Consider the following 24,738-nt stretch of genomic DNA (forward strand, 5'->3'; position numbering starts at 1 on the left):
GTGGAACTTTCTCGCCACGCTCGCAAACTCGAAGGGGTTTCTAGAGTTAAAACCATATCCTCTCGATGAACCAATACATGCCGATCAGCGTAATTAAACCGGATAGACCATAAGCCGCCGAGCGGTACCACTGCAAGCGGCCGGCATAGACAAGGAGCGGCAGAACGACGGCAAGCACTGCGATCTGACCAATCTCAACGCCCAAGTTAAACGAGAACAGCGGTAAAATATACCCGTCTCCGAGCGCCCCTCGCAGCACTTCCGCAAAACCAAAGCCGTGAATGAGCCCAAAGGCCAGAGCAATCACCCAGCGCCATTCCATCCGTTTGAACCAAATGTTCTCCACCGCCACATAAGCTATGCTTAGAGCGATCAATGGCTCAACGATGCTAGAAGGCAGGTGGATCACCTCCAGCGCGGATAACGCGATCGTTATGCTATGCCCAACCGTAAATGCCGTCAAAATGAAGAAATAATTACGCAGCCGCTGCTTCAGCAAAAGCAGCGCAAGCACAAACATCAAATGATCATAGCCTGACCAAATATGCTCCATACCGAGCCATACGTAGTCGAACAGCGTTACGGCCCATCGCGGCAGCTTCACTTCCGTTGTTACCGTACCCGTTTCTGCTCCTTCCGCCAGCGCATAGGTAACCGTACGGTGGTTTTGATGAAATACCGTCTCGATATCGCCATTTGCGGTATGGATCGTCGAGAAATTCTGATGCTGCGGGTCGAGGTCTTCAAAGAAGAAATCGTACCGGATATCCAGCTTCTCCACGGGCTGCGCAAAATTATAATTGATGAGAATGCGTGCCGACGGTTTGTTTTCCTTCTCTTGGATCAATACCTCCCCGATCTTGCCTTGAACGGTTTGCTGGCCGCTGCTTACAGCTAAATGATCGGCGATCAGCCTATCCATATCAGCCTTTGCCCAACCGGCTTCCCCCTCTTTGCGGGGCTTGGCGCCAGGCTCAATAATGAATACGCCATCCGATTGGTAGTCCACCCATTGATTAATTTCTTGGGGATCCAGATACAGCTCGTATGAAACGGAGCTTCCTTCAACCGTAATGTTCGAATAACCAATCGTATTCATATGCGCTTCGGCCTTATTGCCCGTAAACAACAGCACGGCTAGTAGAGCGAATAATGCTGAAGCGAGCTTAATTTCAGGCTTTCGTATGAATCTTTCACAATAAACCGTCATCCGTCTCATATCCTCCATCTCGAAAAGGGATGTTCCCATAAAGATAATGGAACACAGCTCCGCTGCTGGAACCATCATAACGAACGACGGTCCATTGCGGAGCTGTGTTCCTTGCTAACTCGTATAACCGAACTTCCTTTACTTTACCGCCTCCATAAGCATATATATGACTTTCGCGCCTTCCGCCCGGGTGGCCTGCTTATCCGGAGCGAACAAGTCGCCGCCTTGTCCTTCCAAAAAGCCGAGCGCAGCCGCTTGCGTGACCGCCTGCTTCGCCCATTCGCTAATTTGGCTGGCGTCTTTGAATGCTGGGCTGCCACTGCCCGGCCCCGTGCTGCTGCCGTTCTTGAATTGATACGCGTTAACCAGGATAACAGCCATCTCTTCACGGGTAATGCGGCGGTTTGGATCGAATTTCCCATCGCCTGACCCTTGAATGATTCCAGCTTCGACTGCAGCCATAATCGCATCCTCATACCATATATCCTTCTTCACGTCAGAGAAGGATTCGGCTGTTCCGCTTGGCTTCAAGCCGAGCACGCCTGCGATTAGCTTCACAAATTCTGCCCTTGTCGTAGCCGTACCAGGCTTGTAATGATCCGCATCCACGCCGTTTATGACCTCATGGAAGGAAAGCTCCTGAATATAATCGAAAGCCCAGTGGGTTTGCGCTAAATCGACGAACGGTTTGTTATACTCCAAGACTGCATAGATGCCCGGTTTATTAATATCCGCCGCATAAATGCCATTCTCCAAGCGGCTTTCTACCCGCTGTAGCGAGCCGTCTGTTCCAATCAAATAAATCGCGGCTAAGCGGGAATTGCGCACGCCATTCGCTTCAAGCGACAGCACGGCTTTGCTTTCAAGCTGTTCCAAGGCTGCCGTTTTCCCGTCCTGCTGGACGACGGCTGCCGTTACCTCCACAGACGAGCCGGCTTTCCCGAGGTAAGCTTGCTGCGCCGCAGAGGCATTTGCTGCTTTAATCGAAACGAGAAGCTGGTCGCCTTTGGAGTACTTAGACAAAAACGCTGTAAAGTACGCTCCTGGAAGAGTGATATTGTCCTCGCCGTTCTTAATCGTTAGATTGATATTGCTCAGCTGCTGCAGCGCATCTGCGGTAAATAATACGGAACGCTGCCCCTCGGATAACGTGACCGTTACTTTGCCGTCGCCGTCCGGATCGGCAATCGCCGCAGCTTTCACGACGAGCGTGTCAGGCCCATAGCTGCCATCGCCCGTATCTACGGCACCGTTGCCGCCGTCACCGCCGTTTAGGATTGACTTGCCGGTTGATAGGGACCAAATATCGGATACGGCTGTTCCTCCAAACGGGTCAGCCGCCGCCGCATACCAGCTATACGTTTGCTCACCTGCTAGTCCAAGCCAGTTGACGGAAGCACGCGAGCCGCTTGCCACTTGTTTCTGGCTGCCGATAAGCTCCTTCGTATATACGTTTAAGCCAATATAATCCGTAGCTACCTGCTTGTCAGGAGCAATCGGTAGGAAAGGAAGATCAAAGTTATCATGTCCTGGGTCTTCATAGTAGTTCTCGTCATTCTTGTATGGCGAATAAGTAGACACATGGATTTTCTCGTTCGCCGTATCAAATTCCAGGAAGCGGATGAATCCGCCGCCGCCTTCCTGACCGCTTTGATAGTCGGCGAGCATTTCCACGACAACGCGTCCGTCAGGCGCATGCTTGACATTGTAGGCCGCACCGTGAATATGGCCGCAGAGCACCATGAACACGTTGGGATTATTCGCGACGACTTCCGTCCATATTTTTTCTCCGTCGCCGGAATAAGCCCCGCTCGCGGAAATGTATTCATGCGTGGCAATGATCGCATGGCGGTCAGGATACTTAGCCAATACTTCATTCGCCCATTTAATCGTGTCCGCTTCGATCCCCCAGCCAAAATACATGATGATAAAATCTTGCCCGCTTGCGGAAATCAGATCGTAATGATCGCGGTTATTGTTAGGGCTGTCCCCGTAATAAGGCTGATCCTCATAACGGTCCTTGCCGAAATATTTGTAATACTCCATATAATCGGCTGCTTCATGGTTCACGTCGTGATTGCCCGCAACGACGCCGTAAGGCACGCCGGCATCCTCAAGCACTTGCTGGCTGTCGCTCGCCGTTTTCCATTCATCCGGACGGTCCCAATCATCGACGAGATCCCCGGTATGGACGGAATACGCGATATTGCGGATATCCTTCTGATTCGCGATATACTGCGTCATTGATTTATAAATATAAGGATAAGAATCCGAATAATATTGCGTATCGCTTATCCAAGCGAACGTGAATTTTTCTTGCGCCGACGGGATTAGATCTTGTACTAGCACGTGAACGATTTGATCTCGAACCATATTGCCGACATTCACTTTTGCGCGCAATTCGAAATCGGTCTCGCCTACCCCCGAAGCGGCGCGTTCCCATACTTCCGTATTGTAATTCCACGTATAAAGCGTGACCTGCCTTCCCGGCATGGAATGGCCCTGCCATACGACTTCGACCTCGTTGTCGGCTGCAAGCTCACCGGCAACCGTAAAGTCAAAGCGCTGATACGGGAACTTCTCCTGGTCGTTATTCGTAAAATAACGGCCATCCAGCTTGCTGAGCTGCTCAATTTCATTCGGCGTCATCGCCGTTTCCCCTGCCGGCGTCAGTTCGAGCGGCGGCTCGCGATCCACAGCATTCCAGTACGCAGCCTTTGTGCTTGTTTCCGAGAAATCGTACCGGTAACCTTTGTAGAACGTAACGTCCATCGCATCGCCGTTCGGATCCGTTACCTTCACGCTTAGGTTAGGGTTCGTTCCGGTTTCAGACGCCTTATCGGCAGGCGCGGGTTCGCTTGGCTTTTCCGGATTTTCGGTTTCAATCAAGAAGGTAACCGAGTCCTCCGATACGTTGCCTGCCTTATCCGTTACCGTTACCTGAAACGTGTGCGCTCCTTCTTTCCATCCCGCAATTTTCATCGTAGACGGAACAGCGACCTGCTGGCCGTCGAGCGTTCCGGTGATCGAAGCAATGCCGGACACAGCATCCGACGCATCGGCAGCGAGCGACAGCGTATCGCGGTAAACCTTACCCTCTTCAAGAGATAGGCCTGCGATGACAGGCGCTGTATTGTCGACAATAATCTTCGATTGCGCCGTACCGCTGTCCGAAGAAAGCAACAGCGTATGCTCGCCGTCAAGCAGGGCAGCGGTATCGATCTCGGCGGACACGGCATTGAATGCTTCAACCGGCAGCGTAACCGTGTACTCGACCAGCTGCTTGGCTGCCGCATCATTCGAACTGCCGTCCCCGATGGCCGTCCGAGGAGCGTTCAAATCGACATTCGTATAGGAGCCGTTAGCATTTAGAATACGTCCCGATTCAATCGCCAGCTTGTCTCCGTTCCACAAAACGACCTGTACGCTTTGGATCGTAAAATCATCGTTATTGCCTTCCTGTTCCGTTGGTCCTTTTCCGTTCCCTGCAGTCAACGTAATCGCATTGCTGCCCGTTCGCAATAAGTTTGCCGCAAGCGGAATGGGGATTTGAATATATTTACTGCTTCCCGGCAATAAAGCAGCATATTCGCCGTTTATATACAGCCCGTTTTTGAAAGACGCTTGCATGTCGTTTACTTCGAGCAGCAGAAAAGCGTCGCTTTGCATCGTTTTGGATGTGCTTAACGGCATGCCATCCATTTCTAACGTCAATGCAGCCGCTGGATCTATGCTTGCACCTGACACACGTTTCTTGCCGCTGACAAACTCTCCGTTTTGCAGATTGATTTGCAGCGGAGCTTGCTCGGAGGTTTCATATTTCAGTTGATAAGGCTGGCCTCCATTTCCGGACAACGAGCTTGCGGTTTGCAATCCGTCCGTTGCTTCGAAATAATAATCGACCGCGTCAGCATTCAGAAAATGCTGCGCAAGCACGTTTTCGGATTTATAAACATGATCTGACGTCCGTGACATATTCACGCTGCGAAATTCCGTTTCATTGCTGCGCTTATAGAATAAAGTCACTTTCTTCACTTGCCCATTATCCGTTACCGTCGTTTCGAGCGACAGATTACCCCGGGCTTGCGGGTCAGCGGCTGCGGAATGCGTAATAACCGGCTGTTCCGTATCCGCCTCCAGCTGAATCGCTTCGGCAGGAACTTGTCCGCTGAGCAGCTGCCCCGGCGTCGAAACTTGCTTAAAGCCGCGCTCGACCATCCGATTGCCGCCGTCTTGCGGATATTCGTATACGATCGACGTGCCGTCATCGAAGGCTTGATCCTCCGCTATGCTGAACCAGGCCTGCGAGACAATATCTCCCGCATCGGTTGTCAATACAATTCGGCCTTCTTCGCTATTGGACATGCCGTCAGCGAAAAGTACCGCTACGCGCGAGCTGTCGAAGCTTATTTTATGATGGCTGAGAAAATCCGTGACCGGCTTGTCCTTGCTCGCTGTCGACTGCACCCAGATCAAACCGGTTTGCTGTGCCGGAATAACCGTGTCCGTATCGATATCCCAGGCCACGTAATCGCCATAGCGGCTCGTATAGCGAATATGATAGTCTTTCAGCTGTATGGAGCGGTTCGTATTGTTGTACACTTCCACGTACTCATAGGCATCCCCGCCCTTATTGTCAGGCAGCACTTCCGTAATAAGAAGCGGCGAAGCAACCGGCTGAAGCGTATCCGTCACTTGGAACTTCAACGTATTATTTGCCGGATAACGAACCGTATTGGCACCGTCAGCCGCTTCGAAGTAGTAGAGAATCATGCCTGCGCCAAGCAGCTTATCCTTTGTTAACAAGGCGCCATATACGTCCTGAACATCGGACAGCGTCATTGGCATTGACGTAAATTCCGGCGCATCCACTTTTTTGTACATGAGCTTCACGCTCTCAAGCTTCTGATCGTCCCTTACCTTGGCGGTAAGAAACAGGTTTTCCGCAACCGTAGAAGAGAACGGCCTTTCATGCTCAACCGTCGGCTTAAGGAAATCTTCGGGAAGCGTCATTCCCGCCTCCGGCTGCTGCTCGGCCAGCAGTCTGCCTGGCGTTGCCGGCTTCACTTTGGAGCCGATCTTCGCCATCATCGCATTGCCGTCTGCATGGGCTTTGTAAATGATGCTGGAATGGTCCAAGTTGTCATGGGTACCGCTTTCGACAAAGCTGGAACCGTCTGCGCTGTCATTGTATCGGGCAGTTGCAATAACCTCGCCCGCGTCGGTAGCGATCGAAACGCTTCGTCCGGAATCGTTTTTAAAATTATAATTGCCGAATCTAATGATTTGGTCTTCCGTCAGGCTCGTTCCATAATTGGCGTTAAAACCCGCAAGATCACCGCTTGACCCTTCGATCCAGTTCCACAGCACGACGGTTTCCCCTGGCTGCAGTATCTTTTCCGTCTTCAAATCAAGCTGAACCGGCGCAGTCGCCAGGTTCGGATAGCCGTATAAGACCTTATATTCGTTCAGCGGAACCGTCCGATTGCTGTTGTTGTAAAGCTCGACATATTCCCAGCTTTCCGGCAGGTCTTTGCCGGCAGCGCGTGCATTCGAAACGATTTCCGTAATGAGCAAATAAGGGCCTTTGCCTTCCGCCGGCTCAATATTCAACGTGTAAAAGCTAGCTGGATCTTCCGGACTGCGTACAGCCGAAGTTCCGTTATTCGCTTCCAAATAATAGGATAGGCTTGTCCTTCCGTTCATGGCCGTTTTTGGGATAACGCCCGAGTATGCGGCTGTACCGTCCACATTCGGACCGCTTGTCAGGGAAACCGGCACGAATGCACCGTCTTCGCCTTCGTAGCTTAATGTCACGTTCGGAACGCCATCGCTCTCGTATACGGAGGCCGTAACGGTATAATCCTGCGGTTCGATCGGTGTTGTATTCGGTACAAAGGTGATGACCGGCTTTTCTGTCTCGCTTGCAATGGCGGCTTGTCCAGCGCCTTGCATGGTTGCGCTATCCTCCGCAAACGTTGACGGAGCAGGAAACGTACCCGCAAAAATAACGGCTGCCGCAATCATGACCGACATGATTTTTTGCGCCGTTTTTCTTTCCTTACCCTTCAATTTCAACTTCAATCAACTCTTTTCTTTAGATTGTAATTGCCTTATGCACGAACACTAATCCTACAAGCCTCTCTATTCAGGATTTATTTTCCAAACTTAATGATAGGAACAAAAAATCAGAGCAGTATTATCGGCATTTGAAGTTATTGTTAATAAATTGGAAATGGTTCCAGACGCAGCATAAAAAAAACCATAACATGCAGCGCCAAATCAAAGGCCGGCTGCAGCATGCCATGGATTTCTTGTTTGCATTAACCCGGAAAATCCGTAATAATCCCGTCCACGCCAAGCTTCTTCATCCGCTCCATATCCCGTTCATTCCTTACGGTCCAGGCCATGACCTTACGGTTGCGTTTATGGATTTCCCGTACGAGCTCCCCGTCAAGCAGATCATGGCTGTAGTTGATGTAGGACGAGTATGAAGCGAGTTCATCCAGCGTCTCGGCAGGCAATGGATGTTGATCCTTGTGAACTAGAACCGCAACGGGAATTTCGGGCAGCAGGGCATGCATTCTACGAATCGATACGCGGTCGAAGGATTGAATAATAATGGCTGAGCTGTTTTCAATGTTCTCCATTCGCTGTAAACGATCCGTATCTCTTAATCCTGCGACTTTTAGCCCCAGCCCGGACCGCCGCACGGCATCCGCCACTTTTTCTTCAATGCCAGGATAGAGATGCGGATTTTTAATCTCGATCAGCAGGCCAATTTCCCCTGCAAACCGGCTCATCACTTCTTGGAAGGATAAGATCGTTTCATCCGCATAATCCGCATGCGAGTAGCTTCCCGCATCCATTCCTTGCAGCTCGCTGAGCGTATAGCCGTTTACATTGCCTGCGAAAGCCGTCGTTCGGTCCACCGTAACGTCATGGATGACGACAAGCTCTCCGTCTTTGCTCATTTGTACATCGAATTCGATGAAATCGGCGCCCAGCCGCTCGGCCAGCTCAAAGGCAGCCATCGTGTTCTCGGGAGCATAACCGGAAGCCCCGCGATGCGCGATGATAAGCAACCCCTCTGCCAAATGGGAACCGGCTGCAGACATCGTGAGTGCCGCACTGCATAGGATGAACAATACCAATCCGATCTTACGCCATACCACGGATGCTCTTCGACTGGCCATTGCTCCTCCTCCTTTTTTCTTAAGCGTGAAGCGCCGGCTTACGAATTCACGCGATCCCTTCTCACGATTCGAAGCACGCGGTCCGGATGATTCGTCGTAATGCGCATATCGGGGTATTGATCGATGATACGGGCGAGAATGTCCGGGTCATCAACCGTCCACACGCCTATATCGATGCCGTTCTGAATCATCTCTTCCACGAAATCGCTCGTAATGAATGCGTAATGCATGGACACGCTCGCAGCTCCCGTATACCGGAGCTGTTCGATCAGAAGCGTAGGCTTGCCTAAGAAAATAAGCCCCGTCCGGATAGAAGGATCGATTTCGTTCGCACGCTTCATCGAATCATGATCGAAGGAAGAGAGATGGACCTCCTCCTGCATGCCGCAGCGCTGAATGATCGCAATGGCTTTCTCTTCGATGCCTTCATACTCGTCGCCCATCGACTTCAGCTCCACATGAAGCTTGCAGCGTCCTTTGGCAAGCAGAAGCACCTCCTCCAGCGTCGGAATCCTCTCTCCTGCGAACGATGGAGCAAACCAGCTGCCCGCATCCAATTGGCGCAATTCCTCTAAAGTAAATGTTTTGACAGGACCCGAACCGTTCGTTGTCCGGTCCAGCACATGATCGTGAATGACGACGGGGATTCCGTCCTTTGACAAATGCACGTCGAGCTCGATAATCGGAATATCCGGGTCCGTCATCGCCAGTTTGAAAGCTGCGATCGTATTCTCGGGCGCTTCTCCCGACCATCCGCGGTGAGCAACGATTGTTATCATATGAACTCATTCCTTCCGAACTTTTATTTAACCCCGTTATAAACAAATGCCTTAATGATCTGACGCTGGGATAGGAAAAACACGACCAGAATCGGAGCGACCAGTATCATATTGCCGGCCATTAGTATGTTCCATGTCGTTACGCCCTCTACTTCCCTAATCTTGGCGATGCCAAGAGGCAGCGTTCTTGCCGTTTCGTTAGTAGTCATGACGAGCGGCCAGAAGTAGTCGTTCCAGTGGGCAATAAAGCTGAATAAAGCAAAGGTGATGAGCACCGGCTTTACCATCGGCACCATAATTTGCACAATGATTTTCCACTCCGCTGCTTGATCAAGCCTTGCCGCTTCAAGCAGTTCATCCGAAATTTGCATGAACGCCTGCCGCAGCAGGAAGATGCCAAACGCGCTTGAAGCAAACGGAAGAATAAGCCCGAGATGCGTATTCAGCAGCTTAAAGGCGCTGAGTTCCAAGTAAACCGGAAGAAAGATGAGCTGGGCCGGAATCATCAACGTCACCATAACGATGCCAAATAGAAAGCTTGAGCCTTTGAATTTATACCTTGCAAAAGCATAAGAAGCCGGAATAATCGTCAGCATCTGCAAAACAAGTATGCCAACCGCGATTATGACGCTGTTCATGAAATAACTTAGGAATGGTCCCGTGTTCCAAGCGTCAGCGTAATTTTGCCAAAGCATTTTATCCGGAATCCATTCCGGCGGAAAAATCATCGTCTCCGGCAGCGTCTTCAGCGAGGTGGAGAACATCCAAATAAAAGGCATGGCGAAAATCAGTACCAGCGCCAGCAGCCCTATTACATTACATACACGCAGCGCGGCCCATAAAGCTTTTTGCAAAATCACCCGTTTACTGCGTATGAAAGTCAACTTGTCATCGGCGGCAGCCAAAGCCGGCTTGCTGCCGATTGAACGGTTTACGGCTTTCAATACCTTCACTCCTCTCTAACGGTAATGAACGCGATTCGACAGCAGCTTGAAATAAATCAAGGTTAATATCCCTACGATGACCAGCAGAATGACGCCTGCAGCGGAAGCATAGCCGATCTTAAAAAACCGGAAGCCGTATTCGTAGATGTAATACACCAGCGTGTTGGTCGAATTGACCGGGCCTCCCTGCGTCATGATCGCGATGGTCTCGAATACTTGGAACGATCCGATCATGTTGATGATCACAAGAAAAAAGATCGTCGGCGACAACATCGGCAGAATCAGCTTTGTGAATGTGGTCCAAGGCTTCGAACGGTCCAAGGACGCTGCTTCGTAAATATCGGCCGGTATGCTCTGCAAACCCGCAATAAACACTAGGGCGTTGTAGCCGAGCCCTTTCCAAACGGCTACCATGACCAGCGAGATCAACGAGGTGCTCGGATGGGACAACCAGTCCAGCTTGCCGAAGCCAAAGAGTCCGATCACCCAGTTCAGCAGGCCGTATTCGGGATCCATCAGCCAGCTCCACAGCAGCGAGATGGATACAAGCGAAATTATATGCGGGCTAAAGATAGCCCCCTGCACAAACCCGTGGAAGAAGCTCTTCCCATTCAGCCATAACGCAAGCAGCAAAGCGAAGCCTGTCGTCAGCGTTACCGTCATCACCGTATAGATCGTCGTGTTGGTGAGCACCTGCCGGAAATCCGGCTCCGAGAGCAGATCAATAAAGTTCTGGAAGCCTACGAATGTCTTGGTCGGGCTGATAAAATTCCAATCGAACATACTCAAATAGATCATGTAAAAGATCGGATAGATGAAGAACAACGAAAAAATGATAATAGCCGGTGCAACCATGCCGTAAGGACGCAGCTTTCCCCATACGGTCATATCAGATCCCTCCAGCAGCAATCAGACTTTTCGTGCCGGCCTGAATGCCGCGGAGCCGTTCCCCGCTCCGCCCAAAATAATAGAGATGTTCATGCGGAACCGTAACCTTCACATGCTCGGCAGTCTCAACCGGAGCTAAGAACGTTTTGACAAAGAAGATGCCAGCCTGCGCTTGAATCTGATAAATATGCTCCGCGCCCAGGCTCTCGCGGGTTAATATCTTGCCTTCTATGACAAACCCTTCGTCCGCCGCGTTTCCGCCGAGGAGCGCCTGCTCGGGACGGAACCCGACATGGCCGATGCTGGCATTCGTCTGAATATCCAATCCGTGGACATCCGATCTATTTATCATGTTCATGGCTGGAGTGCCGATGAACTCCGCGGTAAATCGATTGGACGGATCGTGATAGAGCTTCATCGGCGAGTCGGACTGCTGAATGACCCCTTTATTCATCACCACAATCTCATCACCCATTGACATGGCTTCCACTTGATCATGCGTTACGTAGACAAAGGTAGTTCCAAGCCGCTTATGCAGCTGAATGAGTTCCGTCCTCATCTGGTTGCGCAGCTTGGCATCCAGATTGGAAAGCGGCTCATCGAGAATGAACACCTTGGGTTTCTTCACCATCGCACGGGCGAGGGCAACCCGTTGACGCTGTCCGCCGGACAGGTGCTGCGGCTTCTTGTTCAGATGCGGCGTTAACCCGACAATCTCCGAAATATCCTGTATCAGCTTCTCGCGCTCGCTTCTCGGAATCCCTCTATTCTTTAGGCCGAATTCGATATTGCCGCGTACGGTCATCGTTGGATACAGGGCATAATTTTGAAAAACCATCGCGACGTCCCGCAGTCCCGGCGGGGTATCGTTCACGCATTTGCCGTCGATCCATATTTCTCCGCCTGACTGCTTCTCCAGCCCGGCTACCATGCGAAGTGTCGTCGATTTACCGCAGCCGGAGGGTCCTACGAGCACGGTAAACGAGCCGTCCTTAATCGTTAAATTCAGATCTTCAATGACGGTTTCATCTTTGAATTTTTTGCTGATATGCTTCAGTTCGATCTTCGCCATCCGATATTGGCCTCCTTGTAATGGATTTCCCAATCGCTTGCATGAGCTGCGCCAGCTCATCGAGAGATGTCAACCGCAAATCCCAGATTTCCGGATCACTGCTTGGGTAAGGGGATATAAAGCAGGTTCTGCCGCCCTTACGCTTGACCGGATGCAAATCATTCCACGGGTTATCCCCAATCGACAAAATCTCACGTGCCTGATACCCCTGCGCAAGCAGCGTGGAGATATAGTTATCCATCCCTAGCGGCTTCTCGGCGCCGCAATACACTTCCTCGAACAAATGGCGGATTCTCATGTAATTCAGGAAATCGATCCCGGATTCCAAAAACGTATTCGTCATGAGAATGATTTGATGGGTAGCCGTAAGCTCCTCTATGGCTTCAAATAAACCGCTGTGCAGATCGAACTGATAAGGTGCGAGGAGCATCTCCCTGCGAACCTGCTTGAAAGCCGATTGCAGCTTCTCTTCGGGAAGCTTGTATTTGTGGCTGACGACTGCCGCAATTCCCCACGGATCGCCAATTTGAATCAGATGATGGGCTTGTGAGGACAGCGGTCCGTACGCGAGTGCGCGATCTTCAATCGCGGTTCCCTCCCATGTATAGCCTTGAATGAAACCATCCTCGTTCCGCACCAGCGCCAAATCGTCCTGCTTATGATAGAAATGCCCGAATTGGAAGGGATGCTTCCCCGACAAAATGTCCCTGCCCGCGCTGATGGCAGACTCTGTCTCCCCTTCGTACTCCGTTCCAGCCAGCAAATAGCGAATATACCGTTCCAAAAATTTATCTTCCTGATAGAGCGTGCCGTCCATATCAAAAATAATGATTTTTATGTCAGACAACCATTTTTCGTTGATCATAGGATGTAACCTCTCAGCTCATATAATGGACGGAAGAGGGCTTTCAAGCCTGACGCCCTCTCCCGGCGAAACAGTTTTGGCATCGCGAAGCTTTCCTTATTTGCTAAGCAGCTTGTTGGCTTTCTCCGCAGCTTGGTTGAGCGCATCCTGCGGAGTCGTATTTGGATCGATAATGGCCTTTTGAATCGATTCCTTGATCATTTTTGCGATTTCCGGATAAGCGTTCTCCATCGGACGCGGTCTTGCATATTCCAATTGGTCCACGGCTACCTTGAACTGCGGATACTCTTCGAAATGCTTCTTCAGCTCATCGCTCTCCACAGCGGATAGACGGGTCGGCAGGTAACCGACATGCTTGTGCTGGTAGATCGTATTTTCTTTGGAAGTCATCCATTTGATAAATTCCCAAGCCGCTTCCTTCTCTTCATCGCTGCTCTTCGACGTCATCACGAGCTGGCAGCCGCCGGTCGGTACGCCATAGCTAACGTTAGCGGGCATAAACGCCGTTTCCAATTCAAAGCCGTTGCCCTTCGCGATTTCGAGGCTTCCCGTTACGCCGGCAGTAGAGCCGAACTTAAAGGCAGATACTTGATTCGACCAATCTTTATCCGCTGTCGCTCCCGCTTCATCGCCTACAGGCATTTTGATAAGCCCTTCACTTGTGAGCTTCTTCCAGAACTCTACCGGCGCCACGCCTTCCGGCGAGTTGAACGCAGCCGATTTGCCGTCTTCGCTAAGCATTTGTCCGCCGCTTTGGGCAACCAGGCCTTCATAGAACCAAATGTCGGCCGCTACCGTCATGCCTACCTTCCCCTTTTCCTTCAACACGCGGGAATACTGTTCAAGCTCATCCCATGTTTTAGGACCGGCCGGATCAAGGCCGGCGTCTTTCAGCATCGTGACGTTTTTGTACAAAATCGGGGTGCTGCGCATAAACGGAAGTCCGTACAGCTTGTCATCCACGTAGGCGTTGCCCATTAGACCGGGATTAAAGTCTTCAAGCTGAAGCTGATCCTTATCCCTCTCCGCGTAAGTCGTCAGCTCTTCCAGCATGCCGGAGCGGGCGAATACTCCGGTAGACGCGATTTCGAGGTCGGTTACGGCAGGCGCATCCCCCGCTGCGAATGCCGCCTGCACTTTAGCATGAAGATCTTCGTAGTCGCCTTGATGCTCGGCTACCACTTCGATTTTATCCTGGGATTCGTTGAACTCTTTGACCATATGCAGCTTTGCCTCTTCAATTTTGTCGCCGAATGCGTACCAATACTTAATGGTGATCTTTTCGGACGCTGCGGCATCCGCGCTCTCCGCGTTAACTCCGCTGCTAGCGTTGCCGCTGTTCGCTGCCGTACCGTTTGACCCGCATGCCGCGAGTACTGCTGCCATGAAAATAGCAAGCGTTAGTGCCGTTAACCTTTTAACCATTGTCCAACTCCACCTTTTCCATTTTTAATTGGCTGATGCCGGTCTCTGTGGCCGAAAGCATCAAAAAAAGAAACCTTAATCCTGCCGAGGACATAAGCGTCCGCAGCGGATAAGGTTTCTCCAATGCTCCAACCGATTGCTATTTACTTTTCATAATGAATCATAACCGATGTTTATTAAAACTATGTTATCTGATTGCAAAGATTATATGAATTCATTTTATTGCCGATAGACTATATGATTTGTCTAACTTTCTTCTTGCTCGGTAACGGCTCCGCGCCGCTCCAAAGCTCGGGCTTCGAAGAAGAGATCGCGGTTGCCCCGTGCTTTAGGCATTCCTCCGCATGGCTTTGCTCATACAATAAGCCCCCGGTAATAATAGGAAGTGAGGTAAAAGCCTTCACCTTCCCGATCATGTCGGGAATCCGGGCAGGCATGACCTCAATGATGTCCGGCTCGGTTTGGCACAAGCTTTTGGCAATATTATCAAGCCCCTCCGTGTCGACGAGGAAGAAGCGTTGAATGGTTAGCAGGCCCAATCTTTTCGCTGTTTTGATTACATTGGTTTTCGTCGAAATAATGCCTGTCGGTTTAATGACCTTCGCCAAGTATTCGAGGCCGTAGTTGTCCGTGCTGAGTCCGCCTATCTTCTCGAGATGCAGGAAAATGGGCAGTTGATGGTCCTTGAACAAGTCAACGTAGCTTTTCACGATGCCGATGTGCCCTGTCAGTAGAAAAATGCCGCTTAATTGGCTGCGATACGCCAGCGCAGTTTCGATATGCCTCGGATCTTTAATTGAAGCGATCATTTTATGCGTGGCGAGCCGTTTCAAGAAAGCGTCATGATGGCCTGCGTTCTTCATCCCTATAACCTCGCTTCTATATTTGCGGTTGCTCCGTCTTCAACAAGGAAACCATAATTTCCCGATCCGAATCCATTCCCCGGGCGTCAGGATTAGGTTTGAAGTGCTTCATATGTTGATGCAGCATAGAAGCATGCTTCTGAACGTCTTCGTCCGCGATATCGATGGCCGAGATCCGAATCTCATTATCCGTAAATTCTAGCATTCGGAATCCGTGCTGATCCAGACAGGCGGATAGCTGTACGAATGTCCAGTTATTTTGCGTGATGATTGAATCTACATGCGTGTGTCCATTAAAATAGATGCCAACCCCATTTTTCCGGTTCAAAATGCGCCACATATCGATGCTTGGATGAATCGAGCCTTTGTCTTTCTCTGATCTTGCCGTTGTGTTATACACAGGATGATGGCCAAATACAAGCAGCGGCTTCGAACCCGAAGCTTCGACCATCCTCTCAAGCCATTGCAGCTGTTCATCATCGATCCAGCCGCCCCAGTCTTCGAAATCCAGCTCCTTCGCCGTATCCAGAAAGACCAGCATCGCAGTCTCGGTATCCATGGCGTGATAACGCTGCTGGCCCGTAATCTCCAGAACTTCCCTTCTCGTCTGCGTATAGAGATCATGGTTGCCAAGCACATGAATAAACGCTCTATCCTTAAGTCTTAATAACTCGTATACTTCTTGAAGCTCCAAGGACGATCCCAAATTGGTAAGATCTCCGAGCGATATATGCAAATCTGCGTTGATATCCAGAAAACGTTCAAGCAAGGTATGATAGAATGCCGTGCGCGCCTCCGGCAATCCCAGAATCGAATGATCGATTTCGTGATAGTGCAAATCTCCCATTAATACTAATTTCATCACGTTTCTCCTCCCGGTTTATACAAATTCGATATTTCCTCTCTAATGGTATAGGTGAAGTATAGTTTATCTGTTAAATAGGAAAGTAGATTTTGTAAAGGCTTGATCGGAGAGGTAAATGGCCCCATCCAATCTCCCTACGCAAAAGCATATTAAGCCTTATAATTCCATATTTTTCTGGACCTGCCAAAATATTGACGATATATTGGAGTTTAAGAAACTGGCCGCAGCCTATGCGGACAGTGCACGCAAATGAAAGGCGGGAGCCTCCCTATGTTTACCCCACTTTATCCAATGGTCAACATTCCCGGCGGAGAAATTGAATTACGAGACGATAGGACAAAAAGCAAATGGAAGGCCGAAATAAGCCCCTTCCTTCTTGCCCCGTATCCCGTCACTAACGATTTGTATTTTGCCAACATCCAAAACCCGCCTATTTGTGTTGACGGAGCTCAAACGCCGGTTGTTAATATTTCATGGCAGGATGCCATTTCTTTTTGTAATGTGCTTTCACGGAAGGCTGGGCTGAAGCCTTGTTATTCCGAAAGTATCGATGGTGAAAGGATTATCTGCGACTGGGACTCCGACGGCTATCGCCTTCCTACGGAAGCCGAATGGCAGTACGCATGTAAAGCAGGAACGGCCGGCTATAGATATGGGGAAATAGAAAAGATTGCCTGGTACAATGAAAATTCAGAAGGCAGGATTCATGAAGTAGGCAGTAAGGAGCCGAATGCATGGGGTTTGTATGACATGCTCGGAAATGTATGGGAATGGTGTTGGGATCTATATGATGAAAGGGTTTATGGCTCCTACCGGATTTTTCGGGGAGGCAGCTGGGCTGAAGAGGCCAGAGGCTGCGGGGCAACCTGCCGTCGTCGCAGCCATCCGTCATTTTGCATCGATGACCTTGGCTTCCGTCTTGCCCGGTCTATTCGTTTGTAAAAACAACGATTCGTTATGAACCTTCCAATAAAATGCCGTTCCTATTCTCGATTTCCCATTCCAATTGCTTCATATATTCAATCATAGATAAACATGTTTCTCTTCTAATAGTACCAGGGACGCCTTTCAATTGAAGCTGGATCGTTTTCTCGAAATCCTTGCTTTTTCTTGAGATCGGGACACATCTCTTTTTCTGGTATTGCACCAACAGGTTCAGTAATGCTTCCCACTTCTCCAGCTCTAAGGTCAATACAAAGATTTTATATTGGTTATCTGATTCGTAACTGAAATTAAATCTCTCAAAAGATTTCCGGTTTGTTATTTGCGATTGCAGCCCAATAATTTTCGTTTCAATATCCTCAATAATTTCAAGCATATCATCATCTCCCATTTCCGATTTCATTAAGAGTTATGACCGCATAAAAAAAGAACATGCGTTCCTACTTTAATAGCATGTCCTTTATTATTGAAAATAAACTTATTGGATATGCCGAACCATTTTAAAATAATTTACCAGATGTGTCGATTTTGCCGTCAGCGGTTCGTCGACTTCATATAAGCCTGAAATCACGACAAAGGAGACCTACTATGTACACATTCATTTCGAAGGACGGAACCAAAATCGCTTATGACAAATCTGGTCAAGGACCGGCACTCATATTGGTAACAGGTGCATTCAGCTATCGGAAATTTCCGGGGCAGGTGCAGCTGGCCCATCTGCTGTCCGAGCATTTCACGGTCTACAACTACGACCGCCGCGGCCGCGGTGACAGTGGAGACACGCAGCCCTATAATATCGTGCGCGAAATAGAAGATCTTCAGGCCTTGATCGATGAAGCCGGCGGCTCGGCAAATGTTTGGGGGTTGTCATCCGGCGCGGTTCTTGCCCTGCAGGCTGCAGCGTTAGGGGTCAACATCAAGAAATTAGCCCTGCATGAACCTCCATTCGTGGTCGATGCTGCGGATCGCAAGCCGCCAAAAAATTTTACAGCCCGCGTTAATGAGCTGATTTCCGCTAACCGCTGCGCTGAGGCCATCCAATATTTTATGACCAAGGGCATGGGTGCGCCTTCATTCGTCGTGAGCTTGATGCGCATCATGCCGGGTGTGTGGGCCAGGCTCATGGCCGTGGCCCACACCCTTCCCTATGATGCAGCTTTATTGGATGGATATATGGACGGAAAGCCGCTCCCTGCCAACTTGTGGAGCAAAGTCACGATGCCAACGCTGGTGCTCGAAGGTACGGAAAGCCCGTCTGCGCTGCGCCATGGTGCCCAAGCATTGGCCGGCGTGCTCCCCCATGCACTGCTGCTCAGTAAAAAAGGACTCGGCCATACGAAAAAACTCGATTCCAAAATCATTGCAGCCGAGCTTGCCGCGTTTTTTAAAGGCTAGACATACCTCCCCCTATCTGATTTGGCAGCATAAAAAAACAGCCCATAACGGGCTGTTTTTCGTTCATTATGTTCTATCCCAGTTTCAAGTGCCGCAGCTTATCCGGATTGCGCACGAGATAAATCCGCTGAACGCGGTCGTCTTTGAACTCCAGGCTGACGACGGTGGGATATGGCTCAGATGGGCTGCTTAGCACAAAGCCAAGCTGGCCATTGACTATCACGAGCCTCACGCTTCCTTGGCCGTCGCCCTTGGACGTAAGTCCTTGAATGAATGCGAGGACGCGTTTGCTAGATGTAATAGGATTAATCGCCGCCATGACTTTACCGCCACCGTCGCTGTACAGCACGATGTCCTCGGCGAGCATCGCGAAGAGCCCTTCCATATCGCCCGTCGCCGTCGCATGGAGGAAGCGCAGCACGAGTTGTTCGGACTGCGCGCTGGAGATCAGCTCGGCGGGCGGCTCGTCTTGGATCTTCCGTTTCAGGCGGCTGTAGATCTTGCGGCATCCAAGCTCCGTCTTGTTAACGAAATCCGCAATATCGCGATAGTCGTATTCGAAGGCCTCGCGAAGAATGAATACCGCGCGCTCTATAGGAGTAAGCCTTTCGAGCAAGAATAGGAAAGCATACGATATCGTATCCTCCAGCACGATCATCTGGAGGGGATCCTGTCCCTCGGCAGAGGCCGTGGCAGGCACGGCCGCGTAGTCTTGCACGAGAGGCTCCGGGAGCCAAGGGCCGACGTAAACCTCTCTTTTGTTGCGCGAGGATTTCAAGTAATCCAGACAACGGTTCGTTACGATTTTGCATAAGTATGCTTTCAAGTTGCGGACGGGCTCGCCTTCCTTATTGCTGTTCTGCTGCTGAACCGTTACGAAAGCATCTTGCACCAAATCCTCGGCATGCGTGACGGAACCTAACATGCGGTAGGCTATGGAGAGAAGAAGCGGTCTGTACATTCGGTACACGGAATCAAGCTCCACGAAACATTCCTTCTTTATCTTGTTCTTTACCGGCTATTATACTCCGAGCAGCCTCTTTCGCGCTAGACAATGATGCATTTAACAGCATGCCCGAAGATCCGACCCAATCGCCGGCGACATAGAGCCCGGACCGTCCTTCGACCGCAGGTCCGGGTCTGCCCGAGAGACCGCCGTTCTCGGCGGTTACGACAGCATGCGAAACCAGCATTCGCGGCAGGAAGCGCTGCTGAACGACATGCTTGCGCCAACCCGGTTGTATTAGATCGAGAAAGCCTTCCAGCTCGCGTTCATCCTGCAAGGGCTCCGAATCCTTCGAAGCCGGCAAATATTTCATGACATGCACAACCGCGTGTGCCGGATTATCGGAAAACGTGGAAACGGCCGAATGGTTGGAGTAATACCATGGATAATCGGCGCCTAATGCAAATTTCGTTTTTGGTTGAGGCAGTCCGGCAACGACGAGATCCAGGCATGCCGCGCGAACGGGAATCAGCTGCTCATAGACTGCGGCTTCCGCAGGGGTAAGCGCCGGATGAAGGAGAGCCAGCGTATCGGTTGGTCCGACAGTGGATAACACGTAACTGGCCATCAGCTGCGTTCCATCCTTTAAAGTAACCGTCATTCGGGGATAGCTGCCGGTAATTTCCCGCGCGGGTGAGCCCGTACGGATCGAAACCCCTGCCTGCTGCGCTTGTTCCGTCAGCTTGCTCACAAGCGTTTGCCAGCCTCCGTCCACGTACATCACTTGGCTTTGCTTGAGCTGCTCGATTACGGCGCCGGCGCTTAGCAGCTCCGGAGCATCGCAGTACGTGGACACGCGAACGAGCGCAAGCACGACATTGCGCACGCGCGGACTGGAGATTTGGGATTCCAAATAAGCTTGCATGCTAACCTTGTGCAGAGCAGCGGTGTCTGACTTGCGGAGCCGGCTGTAAAATCGAAGCAGTTGGGTTTTCTCATGCCACTTAAGGAACGATCCGAGCAGCAGCTGCGAGAACGGGAGCGCTTCATTCCCGCCATTTGCGCCTTTGAACACGAACGTGCTTGTCGGCTTCGGCATCCCTCCAGTAGGTGTAACGCCAATCTCCCGCAAAATAGGGAGCGCGCTCTTATATAGGGCATGCGCTCCCAGATTTACGCGCGCTGCCGCAATCTCGTTCGAAGCGGCGCGTCCGCCGAGCTTCGTGCCTTTGTCGAGCAGCAGTACTTTCCGGCCTGCCTGCGCCAAATAAATCGAAGCGGTTAATCCGGCAATGCCGCCTCCAATGATAACAACATCCCATTTCGATTCCATACGATTCTGTGTCATGAATATCAATCCTTTCCGGTCTAATGCATTCATGACGATTAACGGAACTAATTTGTGACAATGCCGTCATTGAAGGCAACAATCGCCGCAGGATGCAGATGCCCGAGTTGGCTAAAGGAACGACAGCCTCCTTCCAATTTGGCGGATATGGTTGACGTCGGCCCACAGGATAAAATAATTGTAGGACGTTTCCCCAATCTGGACTGGGCGGGGATATCTCACAATAAGGGCGGCCTGTTTGTTCATCTCCGCCGGTTGGTCAGCCGACGGAAAAATGAAGCATGCCTCTTGGTTTTGTATCGTTGTCATAACAATGCGAGGAGATGAGCCATATGGCATCAATGGATGAAAAGCTTCGGAACGGCATACGTCGGCAATCCTGTCCCCCGCTGAGATCGCGGATACCTGAAAAAATCCGCTTGGCCCTTCATATCGCTCCTCGCCGACCCGACGCCAGCTTGCGGGATACGGAAAGGATACCCGGTACACGAAACTCGTGTAGACATTTTCCGGAATCTTTCTGACGCCAGGAGACCATTGCAGAGCGCTAATCCGGCCGCCTCTGAGGACGATTGCCGGAGCTTTCTCCTTGACTCCGACGATCCACAGCTCACTTGCGCTTTCTACACCCGAGCATCCCGATAAATACGCGATCCTGCTGCCGTCCGGCGACCAGCCGACAGTAGTGGCGAAACAGTCCGATACTGCTAACGTCCTTTGGCTCTGACCAGTACGGCTGTCGGTTTGGATGAGTGAATAATAATTCGGCTCCTGATAGACGGTTGCGCTGTAGGCGATGCTTCCGGAGTCCGGAGACCATGCAGGAAAATAGTTTTTGGCAAGTGGTCCGCCTTCCAGCGTGTAAATATTGCCGTTGGCTAGATCTACCGTTGAAATGATGGAGATGCTCGCACCGGGAAACGTATATAGCGCGAAGGTTCCGTCTGGGGAAAGCCGAACGTCATGGAGCGGTCCGTCCGTATTTTGAGTCATTTGTCTCCGGTCGATGCCATCGGTCCGGATGCGGAAGAGCTGGGTGATGCCCGTGGCATCCGGCGCCGCGAAGAGCAGCTCCATCCCCGAAGGGAACCACTGGACATCGCTGGCTCCCGGCTCCCGGATCGCATAGCTGCTATGTGAGATTGTATTATAAATGACGATATTCCCGTTTTTGACATACGCAAGAAAACGGCTGTCCGGGGACCAGTCCAGCAGCGTGAATGGTTCGATTTGGTCGATTCGGGCGACGGAAAGCGTAACGGGATCCAGCAGGTGGACCACGTTGCCGGTGCCGATAAAGGCAATCCTCCTGCTGTCTGGAGACCAATAGGGAACGGAAAATTCCGCACCAAGCCCCCGTGTAAGCTGCATCGTAAGACCGTCCTGCGGTCGGTACAGCCAAATGTCGAACGTTCCTCCGCGGTCCGACGTGTAAGCGATCCATCCTTGAACGAGATCATGAGGAACAGCCTGCATAGTTAACACCCTCTCCTGTTACATCTTATGCTTCAGATGTATTCATCGGAGGGCGGTTAGGCGACAATCATCCAGCCAGAATACCGCTAACAAATTCATTCACTAAAAAATGTTCGTTTTGCAGGCCGGTAATAACTTCGCCACTGTAATGCCTTAATAACATACGTATCCTGCAATGTTTTCAGATTGCCCCAATATTTTGGTTTGCTTGTCAATTTCGCTGTCCAGGATATACTTCACCTTTTTCAACATCGCGCTGCTTGCACGCTGAATTTCATATTCGACGATTTGCGTCGTTTGCATATATACGATTGCGCTTACAATAACCGGAATAAGCAAAATGACTGCATAAGAAATCATTCATTTATACGTGATGCTCCTGCTGAACTTGAATCGGTCGCGCAACATAACCCTCTCCTGATCGCCATTATTTAATACCGACGCTGAGAAAACAAGGAGTACGCCTTTAGGCATCGAAGTGTAGGAGGACGGATTAACTCTCGTAGAAAGGAATAGGAACCATGAGGATTACGATTCAAAATGTAATCGATCGACTACGCTCTTCCGTCCATCCGATTGAGAACACGGTCGATGGTTTGGAGCCGGGCAATCCCGGCATGGAAGTCCTTGGGATCGCGACGACGCAAATGGCCACGCAGCAGGTCATCGAGCAAGCAATTGCCTTGGGCGTGAATTTACTTATCTCCCATGAAGCTCCTTATTACAGCCATCGGATGACGAACGGGCTTCTGGACGGCGATCCGGTATTTCGAAACAAGGAAAAACTTATTCAGGAATCCGGCCTCGCTATCTATCGTCATCATGATTATTGCCATAGGATGGAGCCCGATACCATCATGGCCGGTTTGCTTCATAACCTGAAGTGGGAAACTTGCGTGGAGGAAATGCTGCCTGCGGCAGCAATGCTTCGTATACCTCAAATGCGCGCCATAGAAATTGCGGAATACGCCAAAACACAGCTTTCTATCCCTTATGTACGGATCGCTGGCGATTCGCACATGACATGCAGCCGCATCGGAATTCTTGTGGGCTACAGAGGCGGAGGCGTAAACGCCATTCCGCTATTCCGCGGGAAGAAGCTCGACTTGATTATCGCGGGCGAGGGACCTGAATGGGAAACGCCCGAATATGTGAGGGACTCTACGTATCAGGGCTTGCCGAAATCGCTGCTTGTACTGGGACATGCGGAGAGCGAAGAGCCCGGCATGCGTTATTTGGCAGAACGGCTGCAGGAATCGTATCCTAGCCTGCCCGTTCACTTTATACCGGTGAATCCGGTGTTTCGGGTGGTTTGAGCCAAAACCCGGAATCATGAAAATTTTATAATCCAAAGGAGCGAAAGCATATGAAGTCAGGCATGATGAATGCGGCAATTATGGACAAACCGTTGTCTATAGGGGTTAAGCAGGTGGCTATCCCCATCCCCGGGGATAACGAAGCATTGGTTAAAGTTCACTGCATAGGCGTGTGCGGTTCCGATATTCATTACTACGAGCATGGCCAAATCGGACGCTATATCGTGAAGGAACCGATTGTGCTTGGCCACGAGCTGGCGGGTGAGATCGTAGAGGTCGGTAAAGCGGTCACGCATTTAGCACCGGGCGACCGCGTCGCCGTGGAGCCTGGCGTGACATGCGGACGCTGCGAATATTGCAAATCGGGAAGGTACAATCTATGTCCCGATGTTATCTTTCTAGCGACTCCACCCGTGAACGGAGCTTGGGCGGAATATATCGTTATGCCGAGCGACTACCTGTTCAAGCTGCCAGATTCGATGAGCTTTGAGGCAGGCGCACTGCTCGAGCCGCTGTCGGTCGGATTCCATGCGATGCTGCGCGGTGAAGCCAAACCTTTCGATCGCCTGCTGATAACGGGACTGGGCCCGATTGGCCTTTTGGCTGGACAAGCTGCGAAGCTGTTCGGCATAACCGAAATCTATGGAACGGATACAGTAGCTTATAGGCGGGAGCTTGCGCTTGAGATGGGCTTCAAGGCGGTATTCGATCCATCCACGGAGCAGGTAGCGGAGAGACTGGATGAGTTGACCGGAGGTGCCGGCATCACGCTCGTCGTAGAATCGTCGGGCAATGCCAGAGCGATGGCTGATACGGTGAAGCTGGTCAAGCGTGGCGGACGGATTGTATTTGTCGGGCTCCCGGCTTCCGGCGAGGTGCCAATGGATATGGCCAGCCTAATCGATGGCGAAATCAACGCCTATGGCGTATTCCGGTATGCAAACACCTATCCGGCAGCTATCCAGGCCTTGCAGCATTCTTCCGTAGACATCGAGTCCATCATCACGCACCGGTACGGACTGGCGGATATCAAGGAAGCGGTAGAGACGGCGCGTACACGGAAGGACACCAGCATTAAAGTTATGATTTATCCCCATCTTCCTGCAGAGTAATTTAGGAGCTGGCTGCTACCTTTCTCCATTCCGGGCACAACAAATCAAGCAGAGTCACATGTGACTCTGCTTGATTTTATATGCTCATAGAATTGA

General features: G+C 50.9%; 20 protein-coding genes. 4 read left to right on the top strand and 16 right to left on the bottom strand.

Going from position 1 to position 24,738, the window contains the following annotated elements:
* Positions 1 to 46 precede the first annotated feature (46 nt).
* The 11 genes from ACN6MW_RS02960 to ACN6MW_RS03010 form a co-directional block, all read right to left on the bottom strand.
* On the bottom strand, positions 47 to 1,210 hold the full coding sequence (locus ACN6MW_RS02960) for a HupE/UreJ family protein (RefSeq protein WP_419874151.1): 1,164 nt from the start codon (positions 1,208 to 1,210) through the stop codon (positions 47 to 49).
* A 138-nt stretch (positions 1,211 to 1,348) separates the two neighbouring features.
* Complete coding sequence (locus ACN6MW_RS02965; protein WP_419874152.1) at positions 1,349 to 7,288, bottom strand: S-layer homology domain-containing protein; 5,940 nt, start codon at positions 7,286 to 7,288, stop codon at positions 1,349 to 1,351.
* Positions 7,289 to 7,533: 245 nt separating this feature from the next.
* The gene (locus tag ACN6MW_RS02970) at positions 7,534 to 8,406 is read right to left on the bottom strand and encodes a glycerophosphodiester phosphodiesterase (protein WP_419874153.1); all 873 of its coding nucleotides are present in this window, start codon (positions 8,404 to 8,406) and stop codon (positions 7,534 to 7,536) included.
* Between the two features lie 38 nt (positions 8,407 to 8,444).
* Positions 8,445 to 9,185, bottom strand: a complete 741-nt coding sequence (locus ACN6MW_RS02975) for a glycerophosphodiester phosphodiesterase (RefSeq protein WP_419874154.1) — start codon at positions 9,183 to 9,185, stop codon at positions 8,445 to 8,447.
* A gap of 23 nt (positions 9,186 to 9,208) precedes the next feature.
* Positions 9,209 to 10,039 carry a carbohydrate ABC transporter permease gene (locus ACN6MW_RS02980; protein WP_419876258.1) on the bottom strand — a complete coding sequence of 277 codons (831 nt, stop codon included), beginning with the start codon at positions 10,037 to 10,039 and terminating at the stop codon, positions 9,209 to 9,211.
* A gap of 105 nt (positions 10,040 to 10,144) precedes the next feature.
* On the bottom strand, positions 10,145 to 11,017 hold the full coding sequence (locus ACN6MW_RS02985) for a carbohydrate ABC transporter permease (protein ID WP_419874155.1): 873 nt from the start codon (positions 11,015 to 11,017) through the stop codon (positions 10,145 to 10,147).
* Between the two features lies 1 nt (position 11,018).
* Positions 11,019 to 12,089 carry an ABC transporter ATP-binding protein gene (locus ACN6MW_RS02990; protein WP_419874156.1) on the bottom strand — a complete coding sequence of 357 codons (1,071 nt, stop codon included), beginning with the start codon at positions 12,087 to 12,089 and terminating at the stop codon, positions 11,019 to 11,021.
* Complete coding sequence (locus ACN6MW_RS02995) at positions 12,043 to 12,954, bottom strand: HAD family hydrolase (RefSeq protein ID WP_419874157.1); 912 nt, start codon at positions 12,952 to 12,954, stop codon at positions 12,043 to 12,045. Before ACN6MW_RS02995 ends, ACN6MW_RS02990 begins: the two co-directional genes overlap by 47 nt.
* A gap of 96 nt (positions 12,955 to 13,050) precedes the next feature.
* Positions 13,051 to 14,379 (bottom strand): ABC transporter substrate-binding protein, encoded by a 1,329-nt coding sequence (locus ACN6MW_RS03000; protein ID WP_419874158.1) that lies wholly within the window; start codon positions 14,377 to 14,379, stop codon positions 13,051 to 13,053.
* 233 nt (positions 14,380 to 14,612) lie between these two features.
* Positions 14,613 to 15,242, bottom strand: coding sequence for a glycerol-3-phosphate responsive antiterminator (locus ACN6MW_RS03005; RefSeq protein ID WP_419874159.1), 630 nt, complete (start codon positions 15,240 to 15,242; stop codon positions 14,613 to 14,615).
* A gap of 16 nt (positions 15,243 to 15,258) precedes the next feature.
* Positions 15,259 to 16,104, bottom strand: a complete 846-nt coding sequence (locus ACN6MW_RS03010) for a metallophosphoesterase family protein (protein ID WP_419874160.1) — start codon at positions 16,102 to 16,104, stop codon at positions 15,259 to 15,261.
* A gap of 273 nt (positions 16,105 to 16,377) precedes the next feature.
* Here ACN6MW_RS03010 and ACN6MW_RS03015 point away from each other — a divergent pair, with 273 nt between their 5' ends.
* Entirely contained in the window at positions 16,378 to 17,049 is a 672-nt protein-coding gene (locus ACN6MW_RS03015) for a formylglycine-generating enzyme family protein (RefSeq protein ID WP_419874161.1), read from the top strand.
* A 13-nt stretch (positions 17,050 to 17,062) separates the two neighbouring features.
* Here ACN6MW_RS03015 and ACN6MW_RS03020 read toward each other — a convergent pair whose 3' ends face one another.
* On the bottom strand, positions 17,063 to 17,425 hold the full coding sequence (locus ACN6MW_RS03020) for a hypothetical protein (RefSeq protein ID WP_419874162.1): 363 nt from the start codon (positions 17,423 to 17,425) through the stop codon (positions 17,063 to 17,065).
* Positions 17,426 to 17,637: 212 nt separating this feature from the next.
* Here ACN6MW_RS03020 and ACN6MW_RS03025 point away from each other — a divergent pair, with 212 nt between their 5' ends.
* Complete coding sequence (locus ACN6MW_RS03025) at positions 17,638 to 18,444, top strand: alpha/beta fold hydrolase (RefSeq protein WP_419874163.1); 807 nt, start codon at positions 17,638 to 17,640, stop codon at positions 18,442 to 18,444.
* Between the two features lie 73 nt (positions 18,445 to 18,517).
* On the opposite strand, the gene ACN6MW_RS03030 is transcribed toward ACN6MW_RS03025, so the two are convergent.
* The 4 genes from ACN6MW_RS03030 to ACN6MW_RS03045 form a co-directional block, all read right to left on the bottom strand.
* Complete coding sequence (locus ACN6MW_RS03030) at positions 18,518 to 19,429, bottom strand: RNA polymerase sigma-70 factor (RefSeq protein WP_419874164.1); 912 nt, start codon at positions 19,427 to 19,429, stop codon at positions 18,518 to 18,520.
* The gene (locus ACN6MW_RS03035) at positions 19,419 to 20,738 is read right to left on the bottom strand and encodes a phytoene desaturase family protein (RefSeq protein ID WP_419874165.1); all 1,320 of its coding nucleotides are present in this window, start codon (positions 20,736 to 20,738) and stop codon (positions 19,419 to 19,421) included. The genes ACN6MW_RS03030 and ACN6MW_RS03035 overlap by 11 nt, the downstream gene beginning before the upstream one ends.
* A 111-nt stretch (positions 20,739 to 20,849) precedes the next feature.
* Positions 20,850 to 22,214, bottom strand: coding sequence for a hypothetical protein (locus ACN6MW_RS03040; RefSeq protein WP_419874166.1), 1,365 nt, complete (start codon positions 22,212 to 22,214; stop codon positions 20,850 to 20,852).
* 153 nt (positions 22,215 to 22,367) lie between these two features.
* Positions 22,368 to 22,574, bottom strand: a complete 207-nt coding sequence (locus tag ACN6MW_RS03045) for a hypothetical protein (protein WP_419874167.1) — start codon at positions 22,572 to 22,574, stop codon at positions 22,368 to 22,370.
* Between the two features lie 161 nt (positions 22,575 to 22,735).
* Here ACN6MW_RS03045 and ACN6MW_RS03050 point away from each other — a divergent pair, with 161 nt between their 5' ends.
* Positions 22,736 to 23,530 carry a Nif3-like dinuclear metal center hexameric protein gene (locus ACN6MW_RS03050; RefSeq protein ID WP_419874168.1) on the top strand — a complete coding sequence of 265 codons (795 nt, stop codon included), beginning with the start codon at positions 22,736 to 22,738 and terminating at the stop codon, positions 23,528 to 23,530.
* Positions 23,531 to 23,580: 50 nt separating this feature from the next.
* Positions 23,581 to 24,642 carry an NAD(P)-dependent alcohol dehydrogenase gene (locus tag ACN6MW_RS03055; RefSeq protein ID WP_419874169.1) on the top strand — a complete coding sequence of 354 codons (1,062 nt, stop codon included), beginning with the start codon at positions 23,581 to 23,583 and terminating at the stop codon, positions 24,640 to 24,642.
* Positions 24,643 to 24,738 lie beyond the last annotated feature (96 nt).

It is taken from the genome of Pristimantibacillus sp. PTI5 (assembly GCF_048572955.1).
Classification (GTDB): domain Bacteria; phylum Bacillota; class Bacilli; order Paenibacillales; family Paenibacillaceae; genus Pristimantibacillus.

What these genes read in the sequence shown, in the direction of transcription:
- ACN6MW_RS02990 (WP_419874156.1), bottom strand. Translation starts at nt 12,089, where the DNA reads ATGGCGAAGATCGAACTGAAGCATATCAGCAAAAAATTCAAAGATGAA.
- ACN6MW_RS03035 (WP_419874165.1), bottom strand. Translation starts at nt 20,738, where the DNA reads ATGACACAGAATCGTATGGAATCGAAATGGGATGTTGTTATCATTGGA.
- ACN6MW_RS03045 (WP_419874167.1), bottom strand. Translation starts at nt 22,574, where the DNA reads ATGATTTCTTATGCAGTCATTTTGCTTATTCCGGTTATTGTAAGCGCA.
- ACN6MW_RS03050 (WP_419874168.1), top strand. Translation starts at nt 22,736, where the DNA reads ATGAGGATTACGATTCAAAATGTAATCGATCGACTACGCTCTTCCGTC.
- ACN6MW_RS02995 (WP_419874157.1), bottom strand. Translation starts at nt 12,954, where the DNA reads ATGATCAACGAAAAATGGTTGTCTGACATAAAAATCATTATTTTTGAT.
- ACN6MW_RS03020 (WP_419874162.1), bottom strand. Translation starts at nt 17,425, where the DNA reads ATGCTTGAAATTATTGAGGATATTGAAACGAAAATTATTGGGCTGCAA.
- ACN6MW_RS03005 (WP_419874159.1), bottom strand. Translation starts at nt 15,242, where the DNA reads ATGAAGAACGCAGGCCATCATGACGCTTTCTTGAAACGGCTCGCCACG.
- ACN6MW_RS03055 (WP_419874169.1), top strand. Translation starts at nt 23,581, where the DNA reads ATGAAGTCAGGCATGATGAATGCGGCAATTATGGACAAACCGTTGTCT.
- ACN6MW_RS03010 (WP_419874160.1), bottom strand. Translation starts at nt 16,104, where the DNA reads ATGAAATTAGTATTAATGGGAGATTTGCACTATCACGAAATCGATCAT.
- ACN6MW_RS02985 (WP_419874155.1), bottom strand. Translation starts at nt 11,017, where the DNA reads ATGACCGTATGGGGAAAGCTGCGTCCTTACGGCATGGTTGCACCGGCT.
- ACN6MW_RS03025 (WP_419874163.1), top strand. Translation starts at nt 17,638, where the DNA reads ATGTACACATTCATTTCGAAGGACGGAACCAAAATCGCTTATGACAAA.
- ACN6MW_RS02960 (WP_419874151.1), bottom strand. Translation starts at nt 1,210, where the DNA reads ATGACGGTTTATTGTGAAAGATTCATACGAAAGCCTGAAATTAAGCTC.
- ACN6MW_RS02970 (WP_419874153.1), bottom strand. Translation starts at nt 8,406, where the DNA reads ATGGCCAGTCGAAGAGCATCCGTGGTATGGCGTAAGATCGGATTGGTA.
- ACN6MW_RS03040 (WP_419874166.1), bottom strand. Translation starts at nt 22,214, where the DNA reads ATGCAGGCTGTTCCTCATGATCTCGTTCAAGGATGGATCGCTTACACG.
- ACN6MW_RS03000 (WP_419874158.1), bottom strand. Translation starts at nt 14,379, where the DNA reads ATGGTTAAAAGGTTAACGGCACTAACGCTTGCTATTTTCATGGCAGCA.
- ACN6MW_RS03015 (WP_419874161.1), top strand. Translation starts at nt 16,378, where the DNA reads ATGTTTACCCCACTTTATCCAATGGTCAACATTCCCGGCGGAGAAATT.
- ACN6MW_RS02975 (WP_419874154.1), bottom strand. Translation starts at nt 9,185, where the DNA reads ATGATAACAATCGTTGCTCACCGCGGATGGTCGGGAGAAGCGCCCGAG.